Origin of the sequence: Caenimonas sp. SL110, from assembly GCF_001044395.1 — a bacterium.
Lineage (GTDB): Bacteria > Pseudomonadota > Gammaproteobacteria > Burkholderiales > Burkholderiaceae_C > Ramlibacter.
This window is the reverse complement of record NZ_JANU01000002.1, coordinates 98738-120202: the sequence shown is the minus strand read 5'-3', so window position 1 is coordinate 120202 and position 21465 is coordinate 98738. Positions and strand designations below refer to the sequence as shown.

Genomic DNA, 21465 nt, shown 5'->3' with positions numbered 1-21465 from the left:
GATAGGCTGAGTTCACCTTCAGTTCATTCGGAGCCGCCATGGAAACATTTGTCACTCGACCACACGCACTGGAAATTCGCAGAGCCGACGTCGACACGAACCTCTTTGACCAGATCCAGCGGCTTCGATATCAGGTGTATTGCGTCGAACGCAATTTCCTGGATGCAAGCCGCTACCCAGAAGGGCGCGAATCGGATGAATTCGACGACAGCTCCATCCACTACTGTGCAGTCGACACATCTGGGTGCATCACTGCCGCCGTGAGATTGGTGCTGCACGGCAATCATGGATTTCCCCTGCTGCGCTATTGCTCGCTCTATCCACAAGAGCTCGACGCAATTCGACGGGCACCGCTGCGTTCGGCAGAAGTCAGCCGCTTGGTTATGAGTCGCAATCGTGGCGATCACTCCGGCACCAAAGTGGCTTTGCAGCTTTACCGCGAACTCTTTCGAACGGCGAGGTTGCTCGGTGTTACGCAACTGATAGCGGCAAGCGAGAGGTCACTGGTCCGGCTGTTGAATCGAGACCACATCAACTCGCGGCAGATAGGTCCCGAATCGCAGTTTTCGGGAAGCGTCACCCCGTATGCAACACCTGTCAGCACCCTGGCAGGCGCCCCCAAACCGCTCTGTTCGATCGCGGCATGAAAAAATCCCCCGGAACCTTCCCGTTCCGGGGGATGCGAGTGGGTCGGGCAGAAGAAACTTGCAAATAAGCGCCCAACCGAAGAGACCCCAGCTTACAAGCACGACTCGTGCCCGAAAATCAGGAACTTCCCTTGATCGGGCCGCTTTGCTGCGTTGGCGCTGCTCTACAGCGGAAGATCGGCCTTCTTGAGCGTGCGCAGCACGAAGCTCGACTTGCTGTGGCGGATGCCGCGAATCTTGTAGAGCTTCTCGCGCAGCAAGCGCTCGTAATCACGCGTGTCTTTGACGGCCACGCGCAGCAGGTAGTCATAGTCGCCCGACACCAGGTAGGCCTCGATCACTTCCGGGATCGCCGCCAGGACCTCGCCGAACTTTTCCAGCGTGTTGTCCGAGTGGCTATCGAGCGTGACCTGCACCAGCACGGTGTCCGCCAGCCCCAGCGCCTGGGCGGACAGGCGCACCGTGTAGCCCTCGATCACGCCGCCGAGCTCCATCTTGCGGATGCGCTCCCAGCACGGCGAAGTGGACAGGCCGACGGCCTGCCCGATCTCCTGCAGGCTGGCGCGGGCATTGGCCTGCAGAACTGTCAATATTTTCCGGTCGATTGCGTCCATGTCGATGGATTATCTGCTTGATCCCATCAATTCAGGAAGTTTTGCTGTTTGGGTTGCAAACCACGGAAACTTCGGGAAGACTTTTGGACGCGTGACCGCCACACTTGGAGCATTCCAAGGGACCTACCGGTCAGGCGGAAAAACAAGTGGCTGGCGGGTTACCGCCCGCCAGCCAGCTTGATTGATCGAAAGAAGGTGCGGCGCCGGGCCAAAAGCCTCAGGCCGCTTCCTTGTAGAAGAACTCGCGCTGTCGCGAGCGTGCGGCCAGCGGTTGCACCGCCTCGCGAATGGCGCCGATGTGATCGGGCGTCGTGCCGCAGCAGCCGCCGACGATGTTGACCAGGCCCTCGGCCGCGAACTCGCGCAACAGGCGCGAAGTCACCTCGGGGGTTTCGTCGAATCCGGTTTCGCTCATCGGATTGGGCAGTCCCGCATTCGGGTAGCAGCTGATGAAGGTGTCAGGCGCAACACGCGCCAGCTCCTGGATATAGGGTCGCATCAACGCAGCGCCCAGCGCGCAATTCAGTCCGATGGCCAGCGGCTGCGCATGCCGCACGCTGTACCAGAACGCCGTCACGGTCTGGCCGCTCAGGATGCGGCCCGAGGCATCGGTCACGGTGCCGCTGATGATGATGGGCAGCCGCTCCCCGGTGTTGACGAAGTACTCGTCGATGGCAAACAGCGCCGCCTTGGCGTTGAGCGTGTCGAAAATCGTTTCCACCAGCAGGAGGTCAGAGCCGCCTTCGACCAGGCCTTCGACCTGCTCGTAGTACGCAGCGCGCAGCTTCTCGAAATCGACGTTGCGTGCGGCCGGGTCGTTGACATCGGGGCTGATGCTGGCGGTCTTGGGTGTGGGGCCGAGAGCGCCAGCCACGAATCGCGGCTTGTCTGGCGTGGAAAACTTGTCGGCAGCCGCCCGCGCGAGTTTGGCGGATGCCAGGTTCATCTCTTTGGCGAGGTAGCCCAGGTCGTAGTCGTCCTGCGCAATGCTGGTCGCACCGAAGGTGTTGGTTTCCAGGATGTCCGCGCCGCTGGCAAGGTACGCCTCGTGGATGTCGCGGATCACGTCGGGACGCGTCAGGCTCAGCAGGTCGCCGTTGTTGCGCAGGTCCTTGTGATGGTCCTTGAATCGGTCGCGAGCCCCTGCCGGGGTCGCGCTCGACATGCCTCGGTAGTCGGCCTCGGTGAGCTTGAAACGCTGGATCATCGTGCCCATCGCGCCGTCGAGGATGGCGATGCGTTGCTCCAGGATGTCGGCCAGCGCCTGGCCACGGGTGTACACGATGGGTTTCATGGTGAGGGCATTGTAGGAACAAAGTCCAGCACCCATGGAGTTGCGGACAATAGGCCCATCTTGTCTTCAACCGCCAACGCCCAACCCGCCGCGATCCTGCACGAAGTCTTCGGCTACGAACACTTCAGGGGTCCCCAGGCCGCCATCGTCGATCACGTCATTGCCGGGGGTGATGCACTTGTGCTGATGCCCACCGGCGGCGGCAAGTCGCTGTGCTACCAGATCCCTGCCATTGCGCGCCAGCGTGCCGGGCGCGGCGTGACCATCGTCGTGTCGCCGCTGATTGCGCTGATGCACGATCAGGTCGGCGCACTGCATGAAGCCGGCGTCGATGCGGCGTTTCTCAATTCGACGCTTTCGATGGAAGAAGCGAGCAACGTCGAAAAGCGCATGTTGCGCGGCGAAGTGACGCTCGTCTATGCCGCGCCTGAACGCGTGACGACGCCCCGGTTCCTGTCGCAGCTGCAGGCGATGCACGAGAAGGGCAGGCTTGCGCTGTTCGCTATCGACGAGGCGCATTGCGTGAGCCAGTGGGGTCACGACTTCCGGCCGGAATATCGCGCACTCACCGTGCTGCACGAGCGCTATCCCGATGTGCCGCGCATGGCGCTCACCGCCACCGCCGACGACATCACGCGCGCCGACATCGTCGAGCGATTGCAGCTCGGTCAAGCGCGCCAGTTCATCAGCAGCTTCGACCGGCCCAACATCCGCTACACCATCGTCGAGAAGAAGGAAGCGACCGCGCAGCTGCTGCGCTTCATCGAGCGCGAGCACGAAGGTGATGCAGGCATCGTCTATTGCCAGACGCGCAAGCGGGTCGAAGAGATTGCCGCCACACTGAGCGAACAGGGCATTCGCGCCCTGCCCTATCACGCGGGGCTCGACCCCGAAGTGCGGCAGGCAAACCAGGACCGCTTCCTGCGCGAAGAAGGCATCGTGATGTCGGCGACGATTGCGTTCGGCATGGGCATCGACAAGCCCGATGTGCGCTTTGTCGCGCACCTGGACATGCCCAAGAACATCGAGGGCTACTACCAGGAGACGGGGCGCGGCGGTCGCGACGGTTTGCCTGCCGATGCATGGATGGCGTACGGCCTGCAGGACGTGGTGAACCAGCGCCGCATGATCGACGAGAGCCCGGCAGGCGAAGAGTTCAAGCAGGTGATGCGCGGCAAGCTCGATGCGCTGCTGGCGCTGGCCGAGGCAACCGATTGCCGGCGCGTGCGGCTGCTGGGCTACTTCGGTGAGGCGAGCACGCCCTGCGGAAATTGCGACAACTGCATCGCCCCTCCCGCCGTCTGGGATGGCACCGATGCCGCGCGCAAGCTGCTGTCGACCATCTACCGGGTGCAGCAGCAAAGCGGCATCAGCTTCGGCGCGGGCCACATCATGGACATCCTGCGCGGCAAGGCAACCGAGAAGGTCAAGCAGTTCGGGCACGAGAGCCTGAGCACGTTCGGCATCGGCGCGGAGTTCAGCGAGGTGCAACTGCGCGGTGTGCTCAGGCAGCTGATTGCGACGGGTTCGCTGTCGGTGGACAGCGAGGCATTCAACACGCTGCGCCTGACCGAAGGATCGCGCGCGGTGCTCAAGGGCGAGATGGCAGTGCGATTGCGCGAGTCGGTTTCACAGCCGTCGGAATCACGTCGTCGCCGGACGACGGAGAAGGCGCGCGCACCGGTTGCCGCAGCGGGTCTCACGGTAGACGGAGCCAACCGGTTCGCGGCGCTCAAGTCCTGGCGCGCGGAAATTGCGCGTGAACACAACCTGCCCGCGTATGTGATCTTTCACGACGCGACGCTGGCCGCGATCGCCGCGATGTCGCCCCAGTCGCTGGGCGACCTGCAAGGGATCAGCGGGATTGGCGCGACGAAGCTGGAGAAGTATGGCCAGCACGTGCTGCGGGTGGTGGCGCAGGTCGGCTAGCTTGCGATGACTGTCATGCCGTACTTGACCCGGCATCCACCGCGCAGCGGGCAAGGCCGTCGAAGTCATGGATTGCGGATCGAGTCCGCAATGACAGCCCGATGACTGTCATGCCGGACCTGATCCGGCATCCACCGCGAAGCGGCTACTGCACGTAATCCAGCGGCAACGCCGTCGTGGACTTCAGGACCTCCATCGCAAAGCTCGAACTCACGTCCTGCAGGTCCACCGACTTGATCAGCCGCTTGTACACCGCGTCGTAGCCCGCAATATCCGGCACGACGATTTTCAGCAGGTAGTCGATGTCGCCGCTCATGCGGTAGATCTCCACGATCTCGGGGATGTCGCGCGTGCCTTGCATGAACTTCTTCATCCACGCATCGCTGTGCTGGCTGGTGCGCAGCGAAACGAATACCGTCACCGCCACGTTCAGCTTTGCGGCATCGCAAAGCACGACGTGGCCACGGATCACGCCGTCGTCCTGCAGCTTCTGCACGCGCCGCCAGCACGGCGTGGAAGACAGGCCGACCGCCTCGGCAAGCTCCGCGATCGGCGTGGCCCCATTCTTTTGCAGAATGGAAAGTATCTTCAAGTCTTTCTTGTCCATGAGAATAATTTTCTAGTTTCAAGGCAGTTTGAGCCACTATTTTGCAAGCCTTTTCTCCAGCCCCGTCCCTAGACTTCCATCCATGAACATCTTCACCAGACACCCCAAAAGCGTTGGCGAAAGCTACTGGCAGCACATGGGCACCGCCCTGTCGTTCGCGGGCAGCATGTTGCTTGGATCGGCAGCCGCGCTCGTGCACGCGGTCTTTCCATCGCTGTGCACCAACACTGCGAGCCGCACCATCGTGCGGCTTCACAAGCGGGTGATGGCAAGAAAGCGGACGGAGGTGATGACGCTACTGAACGAAACCCATGCTCCGCGCTTCGCGGACCTCGGGCTTGATGCGATGTTCCGCTTCCAGCTGTTCGAGGAATTCATCAACGCTGAACTCAGCCGCGAGGATGTCGACCTGGCGCTTCACAGCGGCAAAATCACCCGGGCAAAGCTGCTCCAGCCGCTTCAGGCGCGCACGGGCATCGGCGCTCAGTAGCGTCTCGTCTCCGCCCAGCGCTTCGGTCACGAACATCTTCTCGCGCTGCGCGGCGGTCAGCGGCATGAACTTGATCTTGAAGGTGAACCTGCGCAGCGCCGCCTGGTCGATGCGGTCCAGCAGGTTGGTGGTGCAAACAAAAATCCCCTTGTATCGCTCCATGCCCTGGAGCATCTCGTTGACTTCGGTTACTTCATAGGTGCGCTGCGCACCGCGCCTGTCCTGCAAAAAGCTGTCTGCCTCGTCGAGCAACAGCACCGCTTTTTCTGTCTCCGCCTCACGGAACATCGCAGCCATGTTCTGTTCGGTCTCACCGACAAACTTGCTCATGAGATCGCTCGCCTGCTTGATGAGCAAGGGCTTGTCCAGGCTCTTTGCGATGTGCTCGGCCAGCGCCGTCTTGCCGGTGCCGGGCGCTCCGTAGAAGCACAAGGTTCCGTGGCCGCGTGCGCGCAGCGCCTCCACGATGCGCGGAATCTCGAATCGCGTCTCCACGTTCAGCATGTCCAGGTCATAGGTCGTGACGCTAGGCCGCGCGCCCGCATCTTGCGGGCGGTTGCCCAACGCTTCATCGGAGTTGCGCAACTGCCGCTCGATCAGGCTCTCCATCGTTGCAGGCTCGTCACTCGCGAGGCCCGCGAATCGAACCGCCGTGCGGATCTGCGCCGGCGTGAGCCCCTTGCGGGCCGTGAGCTTGTCCACGAACGCATCGGAGACGTGCACACCTTCCAGCGTCTTGCGCACCAGCCCTTCGCGCGCGCCTGGCGGCGGCGATTTCAGTTCGAGGTGATAGGCGAAACGCCGCCGGAACGCCGGATCGATCTGCTCGATGCGGTTGGTGACCCAGATCGTGGGCACCGCATTCGATTCGAGGATCTGGTTGACCCATGCCTTGCCGCTCACGCTGCTGCTTTGCGGCATGGCGACCTGCTCGGCGCGCGCCATGATCTGCGCGGCCTCGCTGGAGATCGGAGGGAAGACATCTTCCACTTCGTCGAACAGCAACGCAGCCTGTGCGCTGCCCTTGAGGAACACCTGCGCGATCTGCAGCGAGCGATAGCGGTCGCGGCCCGATAGCGAGTTGCCGTCGCGGTCTGCATATTCCACTTCGAATAGTTCCAGGTTCGCCGCCTGCGCGACCACCTTGGCCAGTTCTGTCTTGCCGGTGCCGGGCGGCCCGTACAGCAGCACGTTGACGCCGGCCTCCTTGCGCGCGACCGCATTGCGCAACAGCGAGCACAGCACCTGCGCGTCTTCATCGACAAAACTGAAGTCGTTCAATGCGAGCGCACTCTTGGCGGACGGCCGCGTGAACACCGCCATCAATTCATTCTGGTCGCGGTATTCGCGCATCAGCACCGGCGGCAGTTTTTCGCTGACCTTCATCAGGTCGGCCAGGTCGGTGATGTTGTGCTCGGAGATCAGGTTTTCTACCAGGCCGATGCGTTCCAGCCGTGAGCCTGCGCGCAAGGCTTCGCCCACCTCGGTCGCATTCACACCGGCGATTTCCGCGATGGCCGCATAGGCTTCGGGGGCGTTGTTCACCTTGAATTCAACCAGGATGCTTCGCAGGTCGCGCTGGTAGCGCGCGAGCGTGCCGTACAGCAGCAGCGCGCGCTCGGCCTTGTTGAGTTGCAGCAGGCCCGAAAGCGCGTCGATGTTTTTCTCGACCAGGGTCGAATGCTTCTTCAGCGCATTGGTGAGCCAGTCGCCAGTGACCGAGAGCACCGACAGCAGATCCTTGGGTTGGTCCTTGGCGTATTCGTCCAGATAGAAAAAGAGCGTGCCCTCTTCATACGGGCCGCGCCAGACGCCGTGCCGGTCGAGAAACTCCTGCGTGTCCAGTTGCTCATGGTTGCGCCAGAACTCGTTGTCCTTGCACCGCCGCCCGAGAAACTCTCGCAGCCTTGCCAGGGCCGGTGCGGGCCAGACCAGATGCCGCCCTGCGAGCGACAACAGGCCGTTCAAGTCGCGCCGCACATTGAACTTGCCGCCCTGCTTGGCCGCGAGCGTCAACACAAAGTGCGAACACATCAGGTCCAGCACCGGCGCGCCCTTGAGGCCCGGTGAGGGGAGTAGCTGCAAATCGGCCGATCGCTTGACCATCCGGAAAGCCTCCAGCACCTGACGGCGCATGATGACGATAACGCGGCTTCATGCTACATGGAAGACGTGCATTGTGCGAAAACATGGCTTTCCCCGCTTTTTAGCGCGGACAATCACGGCCCATGATCGATCTGTCCCACGTCCGCGCCGCTGCCCAACGCCTGGAAGGCCAGGTGCTCGACACGCCCTGCGTGGAGTCACGCACGCTCTCGCAGATCACCGGCGCGCAGGTCTTCCTGAAGTTCGAGAACCTGCAGTTCACCGCATCGTTCAAGGAACGCGGGGCGTGCAACAAGCTGGTCCAGCTGAGCGATGCAGAAAAGGCGCGCGGCGTGATTGCGATGAGCGCCGGCAATCACGCGCAGGGCGTGGCATATCACGCGCAACGCCTGGGCATGAAGGCCACCATCGTGATGCCACGCTTCACGCCCGGCGTGAAGGTGGAGCGCACCCGCAGTTTCGGCCCCGAGGTCGTGCTGCATGGCGACACGCTGGACGAAGCGCGCTCGCATGCGCTTGAACTGGCCGCGCGCGACGACCTCACATTTGTGCACCCCTATGACGACGAGGCCATCGTCGCCGGCCAGGGAACCGTGGGCATCGAGATGCTGCGCGCGGTGCCCGAGCTGGACACGATCGTTGTCGCGGTGGGGGGTGGCGGCCTGATCGCAGGCATCGCGGTTGCGGTCAAGGCGCTCAAGCCGGGCATCGAGGTCATCGGCGTGCAGACACTGCGCTTTCCCAACATGTTCAACGCGGTCAAGCACGAGTCGTTTCCCCAGGGCGGCAGCACCATCGCCGAGGGCATTGCCGTGGGCACGCCCGGCAAGATCACGCAGGAGATCATCGAGAAGCTGGTGGACGACCTGGTGCTGGTCGATGAGGGCGACATCGAGCAATCCATCGTGATGCTGCTGGAGATCGAAAAGACGCTGGTCGAAGGCGCGGGGGCTGCGGGCCTTGCCGCGATGCTGAAATACCCCGAGCGGTTTCGCGGCAAGCGGGTGGGGCTGGTGCTGGGCGGGGGCAACATCGACCCCTTGCTGCTGGCGGCGATCCTGGAGCGCGGGATGGTGCGGGCCGGGCGACTGGCACGGGTGCGGGTCAGCGCGCGCGATGTGCCGGGGTCGCTCGCTCGCATCACGGCTATCGTGAGCGAAGCAGGCGCCAATATTGACGAGGTGCATCACCAGCGCGCCTTCACCGTGCTGGCAGCACAAAACGTCGAGATTGAACTCGTGATCCAGACGCGAGGGCGGGATCACATCCGCGCCGTGCTGGATGCCCTGCATGAAGGCGGCTTTCAGGCCGAGGAGCAATGATGGGTCAGCAAATGAATGAGCAGATGAACATTGAAGTGTTGCAAGGCGCGTTGGCGCAATATTTCGCGCCGTGGGTGCAGGCGCTGGGGCTGGCGGTGGAATCGTTCGACACCGACAGCGTGACGCTACGGCTTCCAAGCAACGACCAGCTCTCGCGTGTCGGCGGGATGCTGTGCGGCCAGGCCATGATGGCGGCGGCGGACACGGCGATGGTGCTGGCGCTGATCAACCAGTTCGGCGAGTTTCGCCCTTGCACGACGGTGCAGATGAACAGCAGCTTCCTCAAGCCCCTGTCCAACCAGGACGCGCTGGTGCAGGCCCGGGTGATCCGCGCCGGCAAGTCGCTGGCTTTCGGCGAAATCGACCTGAGGGGTGCCGACGACGGCAAGAGCGTGAGCCGGGCCAGCGTGACCTACGCGCTTCTTTGACCGTGCCGTTCACACGCTAAAATCCCGCAACCCCGAAGAATCCTCAAGGAAGCACCATGTCCAGCCCCGAAGCGCGCCACAGCCACGGCGAAGAAAAGCCCGAGCCCCAGGATGGCGTCGAAGCCATCGTTCCGATGATGCCCATCGTGCTGCCCCTGATGGGCGGCGTCCTGATGTTCCTGCTGGCGTTTATTGCTGTTTACATGGCCTGAAGCCGCAGCCCGGCGGCTAGCCGCCAACGCCACTGAAAGCCGCCTTCGGGCGGCTTTCGGCGTTTTGGGGTCATACGCTTGCATGCATAACCCTATGCAAGTTTTGCATTGTTTTCCGCCAAAGCGTAAGGCAGGACCCCTGCGGCGTCCCTAAAATCAGTTTCCCAGCCGACCCGCGGACCCGTGGAACATCCTTCACGATCCTCATGCTGCTCACCCTGCAGCACCCGCCCGCCGACTGCGCCAAGCCCGATTTCAAAAGGGCGCGCGCTCGTCACAGCCGTCCCGAGCCCTGCGTCCTCCTGAAATCAGGTTTTTACTTTAGGAGCTTTGGATGAACTCTCCCGTGATGCAGGGGCTGAACTTGAGCACGCCCGCCTACGTGAAGAACGCGAAACTGATCGCGTGGGTAGCCGACATGGCCGCCCTTTGCAAACCCGACAGCATTCACTGGTGCGACGGCAGCGACGAGGAATACAACCGCCTGTGCCAGTTGCTGGTGGACGCCGGAACCTTCAAGAAGCTCAACGAGGCCAAGCGCCCCAACTCCTTCCTGGCCTGCTCCGACCCGTCGGACGTGGCCCGCGTCGAAGACCGCACCTACATCTGCAGCGAAAAGCGCGAAGAAGCCGGCCCGACCAACAACTGGATGGCGCCCGCCGAAATGCGCGCAACGCTGCAACCGCTTTTTGACGGCTGCATGCGTGGCCGCACGATGTATGTGGTGCCGTTCTCGATGGGTCCGCTCGGCTCGCCCATCGCCCACATCGGCATCGAACTCTCCGACAGCGCCTACGTCGCGGTCAACATGAAGATCATGACGCGCATGGGCAAGGCCGTGTATGACGTGCTGGGCGTCGATGGCGATTTCGTGCCCTGCGTGCACACCGTCGGTGCGCCGCTGCAACCTGGCGAAAAAAGCGTCAGCTGGCCCTGCAACAAGACCAAGTACATCGTTCACTACCCCGAGACGCGCGAGATCTGGTCGTATGGCTCCGGCTACGGCGGCAATGCCTTGCTGGGCAAGAAGTGCTTCGCGCTGCGCATCGCGTCCAACATGGGCCGCGATGAAGGCTGGCTCGCCGAGCACATGCTGATCCTGGGTGTCACCAACCCGGCGGGCAAGAAGTACCACGTCGCGGCGGCATTCCCTTCGGCATGCGGCAAGACCAACTTCGCGATGCTGATTCCGCCGGCTGGGTTCGACGGCTGGAAGGTCACCACGATCGGCGACGACATCGCCTGGATCAAGCCGGGCGCCGATGGCCGCCTGTATGCGATCAACCCCGAAGCAGGCTATTTTGGCGTGGCACCGGGCACCAATACGCTGACCAATCCCAATTGCATGGCGAGCCTGAACAAGGACGTCATCTTCACCAACGTCGCGCTCACCGATGACGGCGATGTCTGGTGGGAAGGCATGGGCGAGCCGCCTGCACACGCGATCGACTGGCAAGGCAAGGACTGGACGCCGGAGATCGCCAAGGCAACCGGCGCCAAGGCTGCGCACCCCAACGCCCGTTTCACGGTGGCCGCCACCAACAACCCGGCGCTCGACCCGCAATGGGACGACCCGGCCGGCGTGCCGATCGATGCCTTCATTTTTGGTGGCCGACGCTCCACCACCGTGCCGCTGATTACCGAGGCACGCAACTGGGTCGAAGGCGTTTACATGGCCGCGACCATGGGCTCGGAAACCACGGCCGCCATCACCGGCCAGGTGGGCGTCGTGCGCCGCGATCCGTTCGCGATGATTGCGTTCGCCGGCTACAACATGTCCGACTACTTCCAGCACTGGCTCAACATGGGCAAGAAGCTCGAAGAGACAGGCGCCACACTGCCGCGCATCTACACCAGCAACTGGTTCCGCAAGGGCGAAGATGGCAAGTTTGTCTGGCCGGGCTACGGCGAGAACATGCGCGTACTCAAGTGGATGATCGACCGCATTGAAGACACCGCCAGCGGCACCGATCACGTGTTTGGCGTGAGCCCCGCTTACGAAGACCTGAACTGGGCCGGCCTGGAATTCACTGCCAGCCAGTTCGACAGCGTCATCAGCCTGGACAAGGAAGTCTGGGAGAAAGAACTGGAGCTGCACGCGGAGCTCTTCAAGCAGCTGGAACACCGCCTGCCGCGCGAGCTCGACGAGACGCTGACCCGCATCGAAAAGCGCCTGGCCGCCTGACCGCCTGCGCGGCCTCGCGCCATGCAAAAAGCCACCGCATGCGGTGGCTTTTTCAATTGGGGCGCAACCTGTGCTGCCCCTGGGTCAGCAGGTTCAGATGGCCGTGCGAATCAGGCGCTGCGAGCGTTGAGCCAGCTTCGCCTTGCGGCTGACTTCGGTCAGTTCGCGACGGGCGGCAGTCCAGTTCGTGAAGATGCCGCCAATGTCGTGGGCGAGTGCCTTGGCCGCAAAGGCCACGCGCTCGAAGCGGGCGACGCCGGGATGCTGGGCGATGCGATTGCTGTGTGAAAGAGTGGTCATGATGTTTTCCTTCGAGATTTGATTCGGTTCAGTCAGTTGTTCAGCGGCGGATTCAATCGCGCCAGGGCCGGACCTGGTAGTCGGTCGGCGGTGGAACGACGGGGGCCTTGCCCGCGTTGCGACGGCGTTCTGCATGCTCCATCGCGATGCGATAGGACCAGGCGTCAAGCGCGCTTCGCAGCGTCGCAGGCATCAGCCGCACGACGCCGGCAAACCAGGAGATGTGGACTGCGGCAGTCATTTCGTCGGCCTGGTTTCAGAAATAGTTCTTCAGGTCGCGCGACGCGCCTGCGGACATCGCCCGGCTGATGTCAGCCATGACGCGGGCATCGGTCAGTGCGACATCCCAGAGCTTCTGGTCTTCGGCAGCTTGCTTGCGGGCGGCCTTGAAGCCAGCGTAACCGGCGCGCATCGAGAGAGCGGCACGCTGAGCGGGTCCGGCCAGCAGGGCAAGCGCCGCAAAAGCCAGGGTCCACATCACGATCCAGGCACCCAGCAGGTGACCTTCGGTCCAGGTGTCGACGACCTGGTTGGCAGCCACCAGCAAGGCGGCGACGATTGCTGCGAGCAGCATGCTGGCGTTGGCGCGGGCGCTGTCCAGCCGATTGGCGATGTTCTTCACGCTTTCGGCGACACGCTCGGCGCGAATCACGCCGGGATGTTCGGCGGGATGGTCCACATGGGCAAATGCAGTCATGGTTTCTTTCCCTTCGTTCGCGAGGTGAAATTACCAATCGCGTTCGGCAATACTAGGGTTATCACTGATATATATCCAATTTAGATTAGTGATGGCTATCATTCACCACAGTGATTAATAGCCCCAACTTCAGGACACTGGACCTCAATCTGCTTCGCGTCTTCGACGAAGTCATGTCCGAGCGCAACCTCACGCGCGCCGCGCGCAACCTCCACATGACGCAGCCGGCGGTGAGCAATGCGCTCAGCCGCCTGCGCGATGCCGTTGGCGACAAGCTGGTGGTGCGCAGCGGCTACGGCGTGGAGCCGACGCCCCGGGCCATGTCGCTCTGGCCGGCCATTGCAGAGGCGCTGCGCCAGATGGAGGCGTCGCTCACGCCGGGCAATTTCACCGCCTCCGAGGCCAACAACACCTTTGTGCTGGCGATGGCAGACGCCACAGCGGCCAAGCTGATGCCGGGCCTGGTGGAAATCATCGAGCGCGACGCACCGGGCGTCTCGATGCGCGTGCTGCCCCTGCTGACCCGCGACCCGCGCGCGTTGCTTGACGAGGGGCAGATGGACCTGGCCGTCGGGTATTTCCCGGCCGTGCTCGCCGACCTGACTTCGCAGGAACAGCAGGCCGGGATGTCGGCTTTCGACCACCAGAGGCTCTACAGCGGGGAATATGTCTGCGTGATGCGCACCGGCCATCCCCTGGCTCGCGGCCCGATGACGCTCAAACGCTACTGCGAGGCGCACCACCTGCTGGTGAGCTTTTCGGGCAAGCCGTTCGGGTTCATTGATGAGGCACTGGCGTCGCTCGGACGCACCCGGCGGATCGTTCTGACGGTGAACCAGTTCTTCACCGCCGGCCGCGTAGTGGCGGCGTCGGACCTGCTCACGGTGCTGCCGAGGCACTTTGTATCGGTGACCGGAATGGCCAACGACCTGGTCCTGCGCGACCTGCCGTTCGAGGTGCCGCCTGTGCATGTCGACTCGCTCTGGCATCGCCGGCAAGGCACCCGAAGCGACCACGCATGGCTGCGGCTGGCCGTCGCCGCTGCGGCGATGGGTGCGTTTGGAGCCGTCGGGGATTAGCGGACCACGCGCAGGTAGGCGAATGCCGCTTGCCGCATTTCGTTGACTTGGGCGGAACCGAAGCCAGCGCGCGCTTCTGCGCTTTCCAATAAGGAGCGCGGCACTCCGCCTTTGCGGGACTTGTTCTTGGTGATGGGAATCTTGCGGAAAATCTGGGCAATCAGGGAGTACATGCTGTGTCGCGCGGGAAGGCGCTTTCGGATAGATGCCCAAAGAATAAGGGTTTTCCCTAGGCTTTCAAGCCGAATTCGGGCGATCGGTCATGCCGGTCCGGCATGGGTTGGACCGGGGGCTGGCATGTGATCGCTGCCGGTATGCTCGCTGGATGACAGCTCTCGCATCGGCTCCCGGATCAGATATTTCGCGCCGCGAGGCAGCCGAACGCGCGCTGGCCGAGTCAGAAGCCAAGTACCGCCAGGTGGTGGAGAACGTCAACGAAGGCATCCTGGTCACCGCGGCGGGGCGCATTCTTTACGCCAATCCGAAGGCGCTCGCACTCACCGGCCTGGATGACGAGACGGCGCGATCCCGGCCGTTCATCGAGTTCATCCATCCTGACGACCGGGAGCGTGTGCTGGGCAACCATCTCAAGCGCCTGCGCGGCGAGCCGGTGGAGAACTACTACCAGTTTCGCGTGATCCATCGCGATGACAGCGTCCGCTGGCTGGAGATCAGCGCGGTGGTCTTCCGGTGGCAGGACGCGCCGGCGACGCTGAACTTCCTGACCGATGTCACCGAGCGCAGGCGCATCGACCAGGAAATGCGGGCTGCCCTGGCGCGCGAGCGCGAACTGTCGGAGTTGAAGTCACGCTTTGTCGCGGTCGCCTCGCATGAGTTCCGCACCCCGCTGGCGGCCATCCTGTCTTCGGTCGAGCTGTTGGGCGACTACGGCTCGCGCTTGCCTGACGAGGAGCGCAAGGAGATCGCGGAGCAGGTCAAGAGCGCAGTCGGCCGGCTCAACCAGATGGTCGAGCAGGTACTGCTGACGAGTCGCCTCGAATCGGGCAAGTTCGAGTTCGAGCCGCGTCCGCACGATGTGTCGCAACTGCTCGTGAGAGTTGCATCCGGGATGGACCAGGCCCACCCGCAGGCCCGGCGGATCGCCATGCAATGCGAAGGCGTCGAGCAGCGCCGGCTGGTCGATGAAGAGCTGGTGAGCCACATCCTGGTCAACCTGCTGGGCAACGCGCTGAAATATTCAGCCGCCGACAGCGAAGTGACCTGCGTCGTCAGCGCCCAGGGGGATAGCCTGCACCTGGCCGTCACCGATCGCGGCATAGGGATTCCGGCGGCGGACCTGCCGCGGCTCTTCGAGAGTTTTCACCGGGGCACCAACGTCGGCAACATCCAGGGCACCGGGATCGGGCTGCACATCGTGAAGGAGTGTGTGGACCTGCATCGCGGCGCCATCGAGATCGACAGCAGCGCAGGCGCCGGCACCACCTTTCGCGTCAGGCTGCACGCACCCATTGCCGCAGGCCAGTGACGATGAAGATCCAGCTTCTCTCCGACCTTCACCTCGAAGTGCACCCGCATTTCGTGCCGCACCCAGCGCCGGGGGCGCAGTTGCTCGTGCTGGCCGGTGACATCGGCTCGTATCAAAACGGCAGCCTGCTCGCCGACGCCGATTTCGGCCTTGGGCGCTTCTCGCCCGAGAACGGATGGCCCGTCCCCGTCCTGTTCGTCCCCGGCAATCACGAGTACGACGGGCTCGACTTCGACGAGACGCATGCACGGCTTCGCCAGACCTGCGAACGGCTGGGGATCACCTGGCTGGAGAAGGAAGTCGTGCAGGTGGACAAGGTGCGCTTCATCGGCACCACGCTGTGGGCCGACTTCGACGCGCTGGTGACCGACGAAGACCGCGCCCAGCCCGGTCCGGCCGCCATCCTGCGCAAGCGGGACAAGGCGTTTCGCGCAGCCAACTTCTATCTGCGCAAGGCGGCGAGCACGCGGCGCGGCGAGCCCCTGCTTGCTGAACAATGGCGCGAGGTCGCCCTTGAGTCACAAGCCTGGCTGCGCAGCGCACTGCAATCGCCCTTCGATGGCACCACCGTGGTGGTGACGCATTTCGCGCCGACGCTGCAGAGCGCCGATCCGCGCTACGGGCTCACACCTGGCACTGCCGGTTTTTGCAATGCGCTGGACGACCTGCTGCCCAGGGCACAGCTGTGGCTTCACGGCCATCTGCACTGCCAGCACGACTACGTCGCGGGAGGATGCCGCGTGGTGGCCAACACGCTGGGCTATGCAGCCAAAGGCGAGCAGGCGGGATTTCGGGAACAACTGCTCATCGAAGTGCCGCAGGCAACCGCCAACGTCAGCTCATCCACAGCCGCCCCCAACTGAACGCGGCGCGCATCTTGCGTGCGGCGAGCAGTGCGAGCCGGGTGCACCATTCGCGTTACCTCCACCTACAAATCGGTTGTGGTCTTTACAAGCGCGATGCACCTTTTCGCAAGCCCCGTGAAACACTGTGGATCAGTGAGGCGATGATGAAAAGAACAATGTGGACACCGACGCTGGCCTGGCTCGCGGCCGCGTCAGCCGCGCTCGTGCTCGCCGTTGCCGGGCCTTCAGAAACCATCGTCATGGGGCAAGTGCCTTCATTCACGGCAAAGCGCCTCGACCAGACGCGCGTCGTCGTGCCCAGCGGCCTTTCTGCCGATCGCACGCTGGCATTGGTGGCCTACACCCGCAACCAGCGCGAAGAGATCAACAGCTGGATCAAGGGGCTGCAACTCGACAGTAACTCCAGCATCGCGTGGATTCGCATGCCCGTCATCAATGACCCCGGTGACGAGACCAAGCGAGCCGCCATCGAGAACACCCTGCTGGAGCGGCATCCCACGCCCAGGGACCGCAGCCGACTCGTGCCGGTCTTCACCAATCGCGAAGCATTCATCCGCGCAGCCGGCATCTCCAGCAGCGACCATGCGTCGGTTCTTGTGCTCAACCGCGAAGGCAAGGTGCTTGCGCGCGCCGAGGGCCACTACGACGAAGCCAAGGCGCAGGCGTTGCGCGAAACGCTGCTCGCCCGCAACGACTGAACCCGCGCGGTGGCCGTTTCAGGCCAGCGCCTCGCGCGCCGCCTGGACCAGCGCAGCGGTCAACACATCCAGCACGTCCGATTCGAGATTCCAGCAGTGCCAGTACAGCTGGATCGGTAGCGCGTGCTCCGGTGCCACGTTGACCAGCTGCCCCTGCTGGATCAATCCGCTGGCGAGCAACTCGGGCACCACGCTCACGCCCCAGCCGGCCAAGACGGCACGCACCTGCCCCTCGGAACTCGGCACGAACACCTGGTGCAATGCAACGCGCTTCAGGCCGAACGCGTGGCTGACGAACTCGCACTGCATGTCGTCCTTGCGATTGAACGCGATGAATGGCACTTCCCGGAAATTGTGGGCGTCCAGGCCCCTGGACAACCTGGCCTTCGCAAACTCCGCGTGAGCGACCGCCACATAGCGCATCGCGCCCAGGGGCAAGACCTTGCATCCGCGCAGCGCCTGCCTGAGCGTGGTCACGCAGCCCAGCACCTGCCCTTCGCGAAGCCACTCCTGCGTGAAGTCCTGGTCGTCCGCAATGATCTCCATCGGCAGTCCCTGCCGTGCCAGCTCACCCAGTGCAGGCAGGGCCCAGGTCGCGATGCTGTCGGCATTGATGGCGATGGAGACGCGCTCTTCTTCGCGCCCGCCGCCTATCGAGCTGGGCGCCAGCTCTTTCAGGTCGCGCTCCAGGTCGGCGCGCAGCAAGCGGATCTGGCGGGTGTGCTTGAGCAGCAGATGCCCGGCTGATGTGGGCTTGAGCGGCCTGCTGCGCACGATGAGCACCGTTCCCACCTGCGCCTCCAGCGCGCGCAGGCGCTGCGACACGGCTGATTGCGTGATGGACAGCCGCTGCGCCGCGCGCTCGAAGCCGCCCTCTTCCACGATGGCCGCCAGGCATTCCAGCGCGTCCGGATCAAAAGTGCTCATTCATCCCTCGTTCATTAGTCAAGCTGATGCTTTTTGCGAGAGTTTAATTTCACTGTTCAGCTGGCCTGGAATACGCATACTTGGCTTCCATGCAACTCCTCGTTCTTGGCGCTGGCATCATCGGCATCAGCACCGCCTGGCACCTGAGCGTGCTGGGCCATGAAGTAACTGTCGTCGAACGCCAGGACGGCGCTGCGCAGGAAACCAGTTTTGCCAACGCCGGGCAGATCTCGGTGAGCTACTGCGAGCCCTGGGCCAGCCGGCACGCACCAGCCAAGCTGCTCAAGTGGATGTTTCGCAATGACGCGCCGCTGCTGTTTCGCCCGCAGATGGATTGGCAGCAGTGGCGCTGGGGTCTGAAGTTTCTCGCGCAGTGCAACGACGCCGCGTTCGAGCGCAACTTGCAGCAGCTCGTCGCGCTCGGCGCCTACAGCCATCTCGCGTTGAAGGATGTCGTGCGCACGACCGGCATCGACTACCACCGGCTGGAGCGCGGCATCGCGCACTACTTCACCGATGAAGCGTCGTTCGACGGCGCAGCGCAGGCGGCGAACCTGATGCAGAAATACGGCGTCGAGCGCAAACTGGTGAGCCGCGATGAGCTGCTGAAAATCGAGCCAGCCTTCCAGTCGTTCGCGCACCGCATCGTTGGCGGCACCTTCACAGCGAGCGACGAGAGCGGCGATGCGCGCACCTTCACCGAGCAGCTCGCGCAGCGATGCGCAGCGCGCGGTGTGCAGTTTCTGTACGGCCATGACATCGAACGGCTGCAGGTCGCGGGCGGCCGGCTCGAAAGCGTCCTGGTCCGGGATCGCAGGACGCGCGAAACGCCCACCGCGCACGCATCAAGCGCTCTCAAGGCCGATGCCGTCGTGGTGGCCTGCGGCTCGTATTCGGCGCCACTGCTGCGCACGGTTGGCGTCGATTTGCCGATCTATCCGGGCAAGGGCTACAGCGCGACCTTCAGATTGAAAGAGCCGGGCCGCGCGCCCTTCGTGAGCACCATCGACGATGAAGTGAAGTGCGCAATGACACGCCTGGGCGATGAACTGCGCGTCGCAGGAACGATCGAGCTGGCCGGGTTCGACACATCGCTCACCACACCGGCGGCGCGAGCCCGTTGCCGCATGCTGGCCGCGCGAATCGAACAAGTCCTGCCGGGCGTTTGCGATACGCGAGCCGACGCCGAAGGTGGCAACCCGCGCTACTGGACGGGCCTGCGGCCCGCGACACCGACCAACATTCCGTACATCGGGCGCACCGCCGTGCAGGGGTTGTGGGTGAATGCCGGCCACGGCACGCTCGGCTGGACGCACGGCGCCGGTTCGGGCAAGGCGATCGCCGAGCTGATCGCGGGGCGGCAGCCGGAGATGGCGTTCAACTTCTACGGCATCGAACGCCGGGCATCACTTCGCGTGTGAACCGGCCCCACCCGCCATGCGCTCGCCCATCCACCGGTGCAGGTCCAGCCACATCTGGCGCATCTCGGAATCCAGCGGTGCGCGCATCGAGTTGGCCAGTTCAATCGTCACCACCGGCACACCCTTGTGTACGCCGCCGTAGTTGCCCAGCGATCCCGGAAAGATGCCGACCTGATCCAGGTAGAGGCGACCCAGCCGCGACGGCGGCACCGACGGGCCGTCGAAATCGAGCACGCCATACGGCGCATGAATCGCCACGATCAGGTTGGGCTTGAACGACTGCATCTGCTCATGCAGGAACCGGCTCTCCGGCTCTGACAGCGGCTTGGGGCCGGGCCAGCGACGCGGGTCTTTGCGCGTGCGCTTTTCCCAGTAAATGGCGGCGTCGCGCTCCCAGTTCGGCGTCGGAAAATTGCGGTTGAGGTCGACGCCCCTGGCATTGACGCGCCTGGGCGGAGTGGACAGCACGCCGTCCGGGTTGAGCATGGGGATGAAGCGCCAATGCACCGGCTGCGCAGTCTGCAGCGTCTCGACCTGGGCCAGGCGTAACCAGTGCAGCGCCACCGATGTCGAAGAAAGCTCGTCGCCATGAATCGCGCCCGTCACCAACACCCGAAGCTTCGCCTGGCCGGGGTCCACATCGCGCACATAGATCGGGTAGCCGCGCACGGACTTCACGCCGCTCGCGCGCAATTGCGCTTGCTCGCACAGCTGCTTGTTCACATGCGGAAGCCTGCGCACGAAGTCGATGCAGTGATGGGCTGCAGGCGTGAAGGCGCTCGCGCCTGCAGCCGCACTTGCAGCCGCACTTGCAGGCTTCGCAGGCGGCTGCGCGAGGCTCATGCCGGCTGCGAAGATCGCCGCGACCGCGAGCAGTGTCCGATCCAGCCGCATCAGGCGTCGTCCCTTTCGCCGGATTCATAAAGTGTCTCGCGTCCCATGCGGTCGAGCACAAGTTCGGCTGTCCACGGCAGCATGAGCGAGCCGCAGCGGCTGTCGCGGTAGATGCGCTCCAGCGGCAGGTGTTTCATCATGCCCTGCCCGCCGCAGGTTCGGATCGCCAGGCGCGCGATGTCATTGGCGCCTTCCATCACGCTGTAATGCGCGGCGTACAGGCGCATGCGCACGTCTTTCGAGGGGTTGGGTCCTGCCTCCTGGATCGCGCGGGCGAACAGGCTCTTCATGGCCTCCAGCTGTATGCGCATTTGCGCAACTGCAATCTGCTTGGTCGGATACATGCGGCGCTTGATGGGTGGCTCGCCCGCAACCTCACCGCGCAGGTAACTCACCGTGAAATCGTAGGCGGCGGTTGCCAGCCCGAGGTAAGTCGGTGAGAGCGTGAAGAACATGGCCGGCCAGGTCTGTGCGCCCTTGAAATACACGCCGCGCGGCATGAGCTGCTCATCGTCCGAAACAAACACGTCCTTGAAGGTGAGATTGCGGCTGACCGTGCCGCGCATCCCCAGCGGATTCCAGTCGCCACTGATCGCGAAACCCTCGCTGCTGGCCGGCACCGCCAGATAAAGCGTATCGCGGGCATCGGGCTTTTCGTCGCCCTTGTCTTCGGTGCACAGCACGCCGTAGTAGTTGGCCGCGCCGGACAGCGACGCAAAGATCTTCCGGCCGTTGACCAGCCAGCCGCCATCGACCTTGCGCGCTGTCGTGCCGAAGGGCGCGCGGCCCGCTGCGGCCGCGCTGCCTTCGGAGAACGGCTGCGCGTAGATCGCGCCTTCATCAACCACGCGCCTGAAATGAATCTCACGGCGGCGCGCATGTTCGGCCCGCTGTTCGTCGGTCATGGCGATGCCGTCGGCCAGCACGCCGGTCCACATCGTCGAGCAGATGTGCATGTTGTAGGTCAGCGCAGTGGCACCGCAAAAGCGCCCGATCTCCGCAGCCATCATCATGTAGGTCGCATAGTCCGCGCCCAAACCGCCGTTGGCTTCGGGCACGCACAGGGCCAGCAGGCGATTGGCGCGCAAGTCCTCGTAGTTGGCGAACGGGAAAGTGGCCGTCTCGTCCACTTGCGGCGCGCGCGGCGCGAACTTCGTGCGGCCCAGTTCATGGACCAGCGTCAACAGCGATTGCTGCTTGTCGGTCAGCGGCAGATCGCCGACTGCGGGTGTGAAGTTCATGTGATGGGCTCTGTCGTCAGCG

At 63.7% G+C, this 21465-nt stretch carries 22 protein-coding genes and 1 pseudogene; 12 read left to right on the top strand and 11 right to left on the bottom strand.

Features of this window, described 5'->3' with window-relative positions; genetic code table 11:
• Positions 1–38: 38 nt before the first annotated feature.
• On the top strand, positions 39–647 hold the full coding sequence (locus AQ12_RS01245; protein ID WP_048438016.1) for a GNAT family N-acyltransferase: 609 nt from the start codon (positions 39–41) through the stop codon (positions 645–647).
• A 164-nt stretch (positions 648–811) separates the two neighbouring features.
• On the opposite strand, the gene AQ12_RS01240 is transcribed toward AQ12_RS01245, so the two are convergent.
• Positions 812–1261 (bottom strand): Lrp/AsnC family transcriptional regulator, encoded by a 450-nt coding sequence (locus AQ12_RS01240; RefSeq protein ID WP_048438015.1) that lies wholly within the window; start codon positions 1259–1261, stop codon positions 812–814.
• Positions 1262–1478: 217 nt separating this feature from the next.
• Positions 1479–2555: a homocysteine S-methyltransferase family protein gene (locus tag AQ12_RS01235; RefSeq protein ID WP_048438014.1), complete on the bottom strand. Its 1077-nt coding sequence runs from the start codon at positions 2553–2555 to the stop codon at positions 1479–1481.
• Positions 2556–2615: 60 nt separating this feature from the next.
• Between AQ12_RS01235 and recQ the strand changes: the two genes are divergently transcribed.
• Entirely contained in the window at positions 2616–4484 is a 1869-nt protein-coding gene (recQ, locus tag AQ12_RS01230; RefSeq protein ID WP_048438013.1) for a DNA helicase RecQ, read from the top strand.
• A gap of 145 nt (positions 4485–4629) precedes the next feature.
• Here recQ and AQ12_RS01225 read toward each other — a convergent pair whose 3' ends face one another.
• Positions 4630–5091: an Lrp/AsnC family transcriptional regulator gene (locus AQ12_RS01225; protein ID WP_048438012.1), complete on the bottom strand. Its 462-nt coding sequence runs from the start codon at positions 5089–5091 to the stop codon at positions 4630–4632.
• A gap of 82 nt (positions 5092–5173) precedes the next feature.
• On the opposite strand from AQ12_RS01225, the pseudogene AQ12_RS23390 reads away from it, so the two are divergent.
• Positions 5174–5353 (top strand): annotated as a pseudogene (locus tag AQ12_RS23390) (DUF6356 family protein); the annotation flags it as partial.
• A 33-nt stretch (positions 5354–5386) separates the two neighbouring features.
• Here AQ12_RS23390 and AQ12_RS01220 read toward each other — a convergent pair.
• Entirely contained in the window at positions 5387–7687 is a 2301-nt protein-coding gene (locus AQ12_RS01220) for an ATP-binding protein (protein ID WP_048438130.1), read from the bottom strand.
• Between the two features lie 122 nt (positions 7688–7809).
• Here AQ12_RS01220 and AQ12_RS01215 point away from each other — a divergent pair, with 122 nt between their 5' ends.
• From AQ12_RS01215 to AQ12_RS01205, 4 genes are all read left to right on the top strand, one after another.
• Complete coding sequence (locus AQ12_RS01215; RefSeq protein ID WP_048438011.1) at positions 7810–9009, top strand: threonine ammonia-lyase; 1200 nt, start codon at positions 7810–7812, stop codon at positions 9007–9009.
• Positions 9009–9437 (top strand): PaaI family thioesterase, encoded by a 429-nt coding sequence (locus AQ12_RS01210; protein ID WP_238587618.1) that lies wholly within the window; start codon positions 9009–9011, stop codon positions 9435–9437. Before AQ12_RS01215 ends, AQ12_RS01210 begins: the two co-directional genes overlap by 1 nt.
• A 56-nt stretch (positions 9438–9493) precedes the next feature.
• Positions 9494–9649 carry a hypothetical protein gene (locus tag AQ12_RS23080; RefSeq protein WP_193387942.1) on the top strand — a complete coding sequence of 52 codons (156 nt, stop codon included), beginning with the start codon at positions 9494–9496 and terminating at the stop codon, positions 9647–9649.
• 334 nt (positions 9650–9983) lie between these two features.
• Positions 9984–11834 (top strand): phosphoenolpyruvate carboxykinase (GTP), encoded by a 1851-nt coding sequence (locus tag AQ12_RS01205; RefSeq protein WP_048438010.1) that lies wholly within the window; start codon positions 9984–9986, stop codon positions 11832–11834.
• Positions 11835–11927: 93 nt separating this feature from the next.
• Here AQ12_RS01205 and AQ12_RS01200 read toward each other — a convergent pair whose 3' ends face one another.
• Genes AQ12_RS01200 through AQ12_RS01190 form a run of 3 tightly spaced genes read right to left on the bottom strand, consistent with a single transcriptional unit; the run spans position 11928 to position 12831 of the window.
• Positions 11928–12134: a hypothetical protein gene (locus AQ12_RS01200; protein WP_048438009.1), complete on the bottom strand. Its 207-nt coding sequence runs from the start codon at positions 12132–12134 to the stop codon at positions 11928–11930.
• Between the two features lie 52 nt (positions 12135–12186).
• Positions 12187–12375, bottom strand: coding sequence for a hypothetical protein (locus tag AQ12_RS01195; RefSeq protein ID WP_048438008.1), 189 nt, complete (start codon positions 12373–12375; stop codon positions 12187–12189).
• Positions 12376–12390: 15 nt separating this feature from the next.
• On the bottom strand, positions 12391–12831 hold the full coding sequence (locus tag AQ12_RS01190; RefSeq protein WP_048438007.1) for a hypothetical protein: 441 nt from the start codon (positions 12829–12831) through the stop codon (positions 12391–12393).
• Between the two features lie 113 nt (positions 12832–12944).
• On the opposite strand from AQ12_RS01190, the gene AQ12_RS01185 reads away from it, so the two are divergent.
• Complete coding sequence (locus AQ12_RS01185; protein ID WP_082151357.1) at positions 12945–13910, top strand: LysR family transcriptional regulator; 966 nt, start codon at positions 12945–12947, stop codon at positions 13908–13910.
• Here the strand turns inward: AQ12_RS01185 and AQ12_RS22910 are convergent.
• On the bottom strand, positions 13907–14083 hold the full coding sequence (locus AQ12_RS22910) for a hypothetical protein (RefSeq protein ID WP_161798966.1): 177 nt from the start codon (positions 14081–14083) through the stop codon (positions 13907–13909). The genes AQ12_RS01185 and AQ12_RS22910 overlap by 4 nt on opposite strands.
• 152 nt (positions 14084–14235) lie before the next feature.
• Here AQ12_RS22910 and AQ12_RS01180 point away from each other — a divergent pair, with 152 nt between their 5' ends.
• From AQ12_RS01180 to AQ12_RS01170, 3 genes are all read left to right on the top strand, one after another.
• A complete protein-coding gene (locus AQ12_RS01180; protein WP_048438006.1) occupies positions 14236–15396 on the top strand; it encodes a PAS domain-containing sensor histidine kinase in 1161 nt (386 codons plus the stop codon).
• Between the two features lie 2 nt (positions 15397–15398).
• The gene (locus AQ12_RS01175) at positions 15399–16259 is read left to right on the top strand and encodes a metallophosphoesterase (RefSeq protein ID WP_048438005.1); all 861 of its coding nucleotides are present in this window, start codon (positions 15399–15401) and stop codon (positions 16257–16259) included.
• 143 nt (positions 16260–16402) lie between these two features.
• Positions 16403–16960 (top strand): hypothetical protein, encoded by a 558-nt coding sequence (locus AQ12_RS01170; protein WP_238587617.1) that lies wholly within the window; start codon positions 16403–16405, stop codon positions 16958–16960.
• A gap of 18 nt (positions 16961–16978) precedes the next feature.
• Here the strand turns inward: AQ12_RS01170 and AQ12_RS01165 are convergent, their stop codons facing one another.
• Complete coding sequence (locus tag AQ12_RS01165) at positions 16979–17887, bottom strand: LysR family transcriptional regulator ArgP (protein WP_048438004.1); 909 nt, start codon at positions 17885–17887, stop codon at positions 16979–16981.
• An 89-nt stretch (positions 17888–17976) separates the two neighbouring features.
• Here AQ12_RS01165 and AQ12_RS01160 point away from each other — a divergent pair, with 89 nt between their 5' ends.
• The gene (locus AQ12_RS01160; RefSeq protein ID WP_048438126.1) at positions 17977–19308 is read left to right on the top strand and encodes a D-amino acid dehydrogenase; all 1332 of its coding nucleotides are present in this window, start codon (positions 17977–17979) and stop codon (positions 19306–19308) included.
• Here the strand turns inward: AQ12_RS01160 and AQ12_RS01155 are convergent.
• Both AQ12_RS01155 and AQ12_RS01150 read right to left on the bottom strand, forming a co-directional pair.
• Positions 19294–20202, bottom strand: a complete 909-nt coding sequence (locus tag AQ12_RS01155; protein WP_053076495.1) for a M14 family zinc carboxypeptidase — start codon at positions 20200–20202, stop codon at positions 19294–19296. The genes AQ12_RS01160 and AQ12_RS01155 overlap by 15 nt on opposite strands.
• Complete coding sequence (locus tag AQ12_RS01150) at positions 20202–21443, bottom strand: acyl-CoA dehydrogenase family protein (protein ID WP_048438003.1); 1242 nt, start codon at positions 21441–21443, stop codon at positions 20202–20204. The genes AQ12_RS01155 and AQ12_RS01150 overlap by 1 nt, the downstream gene beginning before the upstream one ends.
• Between the last annotated feature and the right edge of the window lie 22 nt (positions 21444–21465).

Bases quoted from the DNA above. Each gene is read 5' to 3' on its own strand.
- AQ12_RS22910 (WP_161798966.1), bottom strand. From the start codon at position 14,083: ATGTACTCCCTGATTGCCCAGATTTTCCGCAAGATTCCCATCACCAAG.
- AQ12_RS01195 (WP_048438008.1), bottom strand. From the start codon at position 12,375: ATGACTGCCGCAGTCCACATCTCCTGGTTTGCCGGCGTCGTGCGGCTG.
- AQ12_RS01200 (WP_048438009.1), bottom strand. From the start codon at position 12,134: ATGACCACTCTTTCACACAGCAATCGCATCGCCCAGCATCCCGGCGTC.
- AQ12_RS01180 (WP_048438006.1), top strand. From the start codon at position 14,236: ATGACAGCTCTCGCATCGGCTCCCGGATCAGATATTTCGCGCCGCGAG.
- AQ12_RS23080 (WP_193387942.1), top strand. From the start codon at position 9,494: ATGTCCAGCCCCGAAGCGCGCCACAGCCACGGCGAAGAAAAGCCCGAG.
- AQ12_RS01240 (WP_048438015.1), bottom strand. From the start codon at position 1,261: ATGGACGCAATCGACCGGAAAATATTGACAGTTCTGCAGGCCAATGCC.
- AQ12_RS01160 (WP_048438126.1), top strand. From the start codon at position 17,977: ATGCAACTCCTCGTTCTTGGCGCTGGCATCATCGGCATCAGCACCGCC.
- AQ12_RS01215 (WP_048438011.1), top strand. From the start codon at position 7,810: ATGATCGATCTGTCCCACGTCCGCGCCGCTGCCCAACGCCTGGAAGGC.
- AQ12_RS01165 (WP_048438004.1), bottom strand. From the start codon at position 17,887: ATGAGCACTTTTGATCCGGACGCGCTGGAATGCCTGGCGGCCATCGTG.
- AQ12_RS01190 (WP_048438007.1), bottom strand. From the start codon at position 12,831: ATGACTGCATTTGCCCATGTGGACCATCCCGCCGAACATCCCGGCGTG.
- AQ12_RS01170 (WP_238587617.1), top strand. From the start codon at position 16,403: ATGATGAAAAGAACAATGTGGACACCGACGCTGGCCTGGCTCGCGGCC.
- AQ12_RS01245 (WP_048438016.1), top strand. From the start codon at position 39: ATGGAAACATTTGTCACTCGACCACACGCACTGGAAATTCGCAGAGCC.
- AQ12_RS01225 (WP_048438012.1), bottom strand. From the start codon at position 5,091: ATGGACAAGAAAGACTTGAAGATACTTTCCATTCTGCAAAAGAATGGG.
- AQ12_RS01235 (WP_048438014.1), bottom strand. From the start codon at position 2,555: ATGAAACCCATCGTGTACACCCGTGGCCAGGCGCTGGCCGACATCCTG.
- AQ12_RS01205 (WP_048438010.1), top strand. From the start codon at position 9,984: ATGAACTCTCCCGTGATGCAGGGGCTGAACTTGAGCACGCCCGCCTAC.
- AQ12_RS01220 (WP_048438130.1), bottom strand. From the start codon at position 7,687: ATGGTCAAGCGATCGGCCGATTTGCAGCTACTCCCCTCACCGGGCCTC.
- AQ12_RS01210 (WP_238587618.1), top strand. From the start codon at position 9,009: ATGGGTCAGCAAATGAATGAGCAGATGAACATTGAAGTGTTGCAAGGC.
- AQ12_RS01150 (WP_048438003.1), bottom strand. From the start codon at position 21,443: ATGAACTTCACACCCGCAGTCGGCGATCTGCCGCTGACCGACAAGCAG.
- AQ12_RS01155 (WP_053076495.1), bottom strand. From the start codon at position 20,202: ATGCGGCTGGATCGGACACTGCTCGCGGTCGCGGCGATCTTCGCAGCC.
- AQ12_RS01175 (WP_048438005.1), top strand. From the start codon at position 15,399: ATGAAGATCCAGCTTCTCTCCGACCTTCACCTCGAAGTGCACCCGCAT.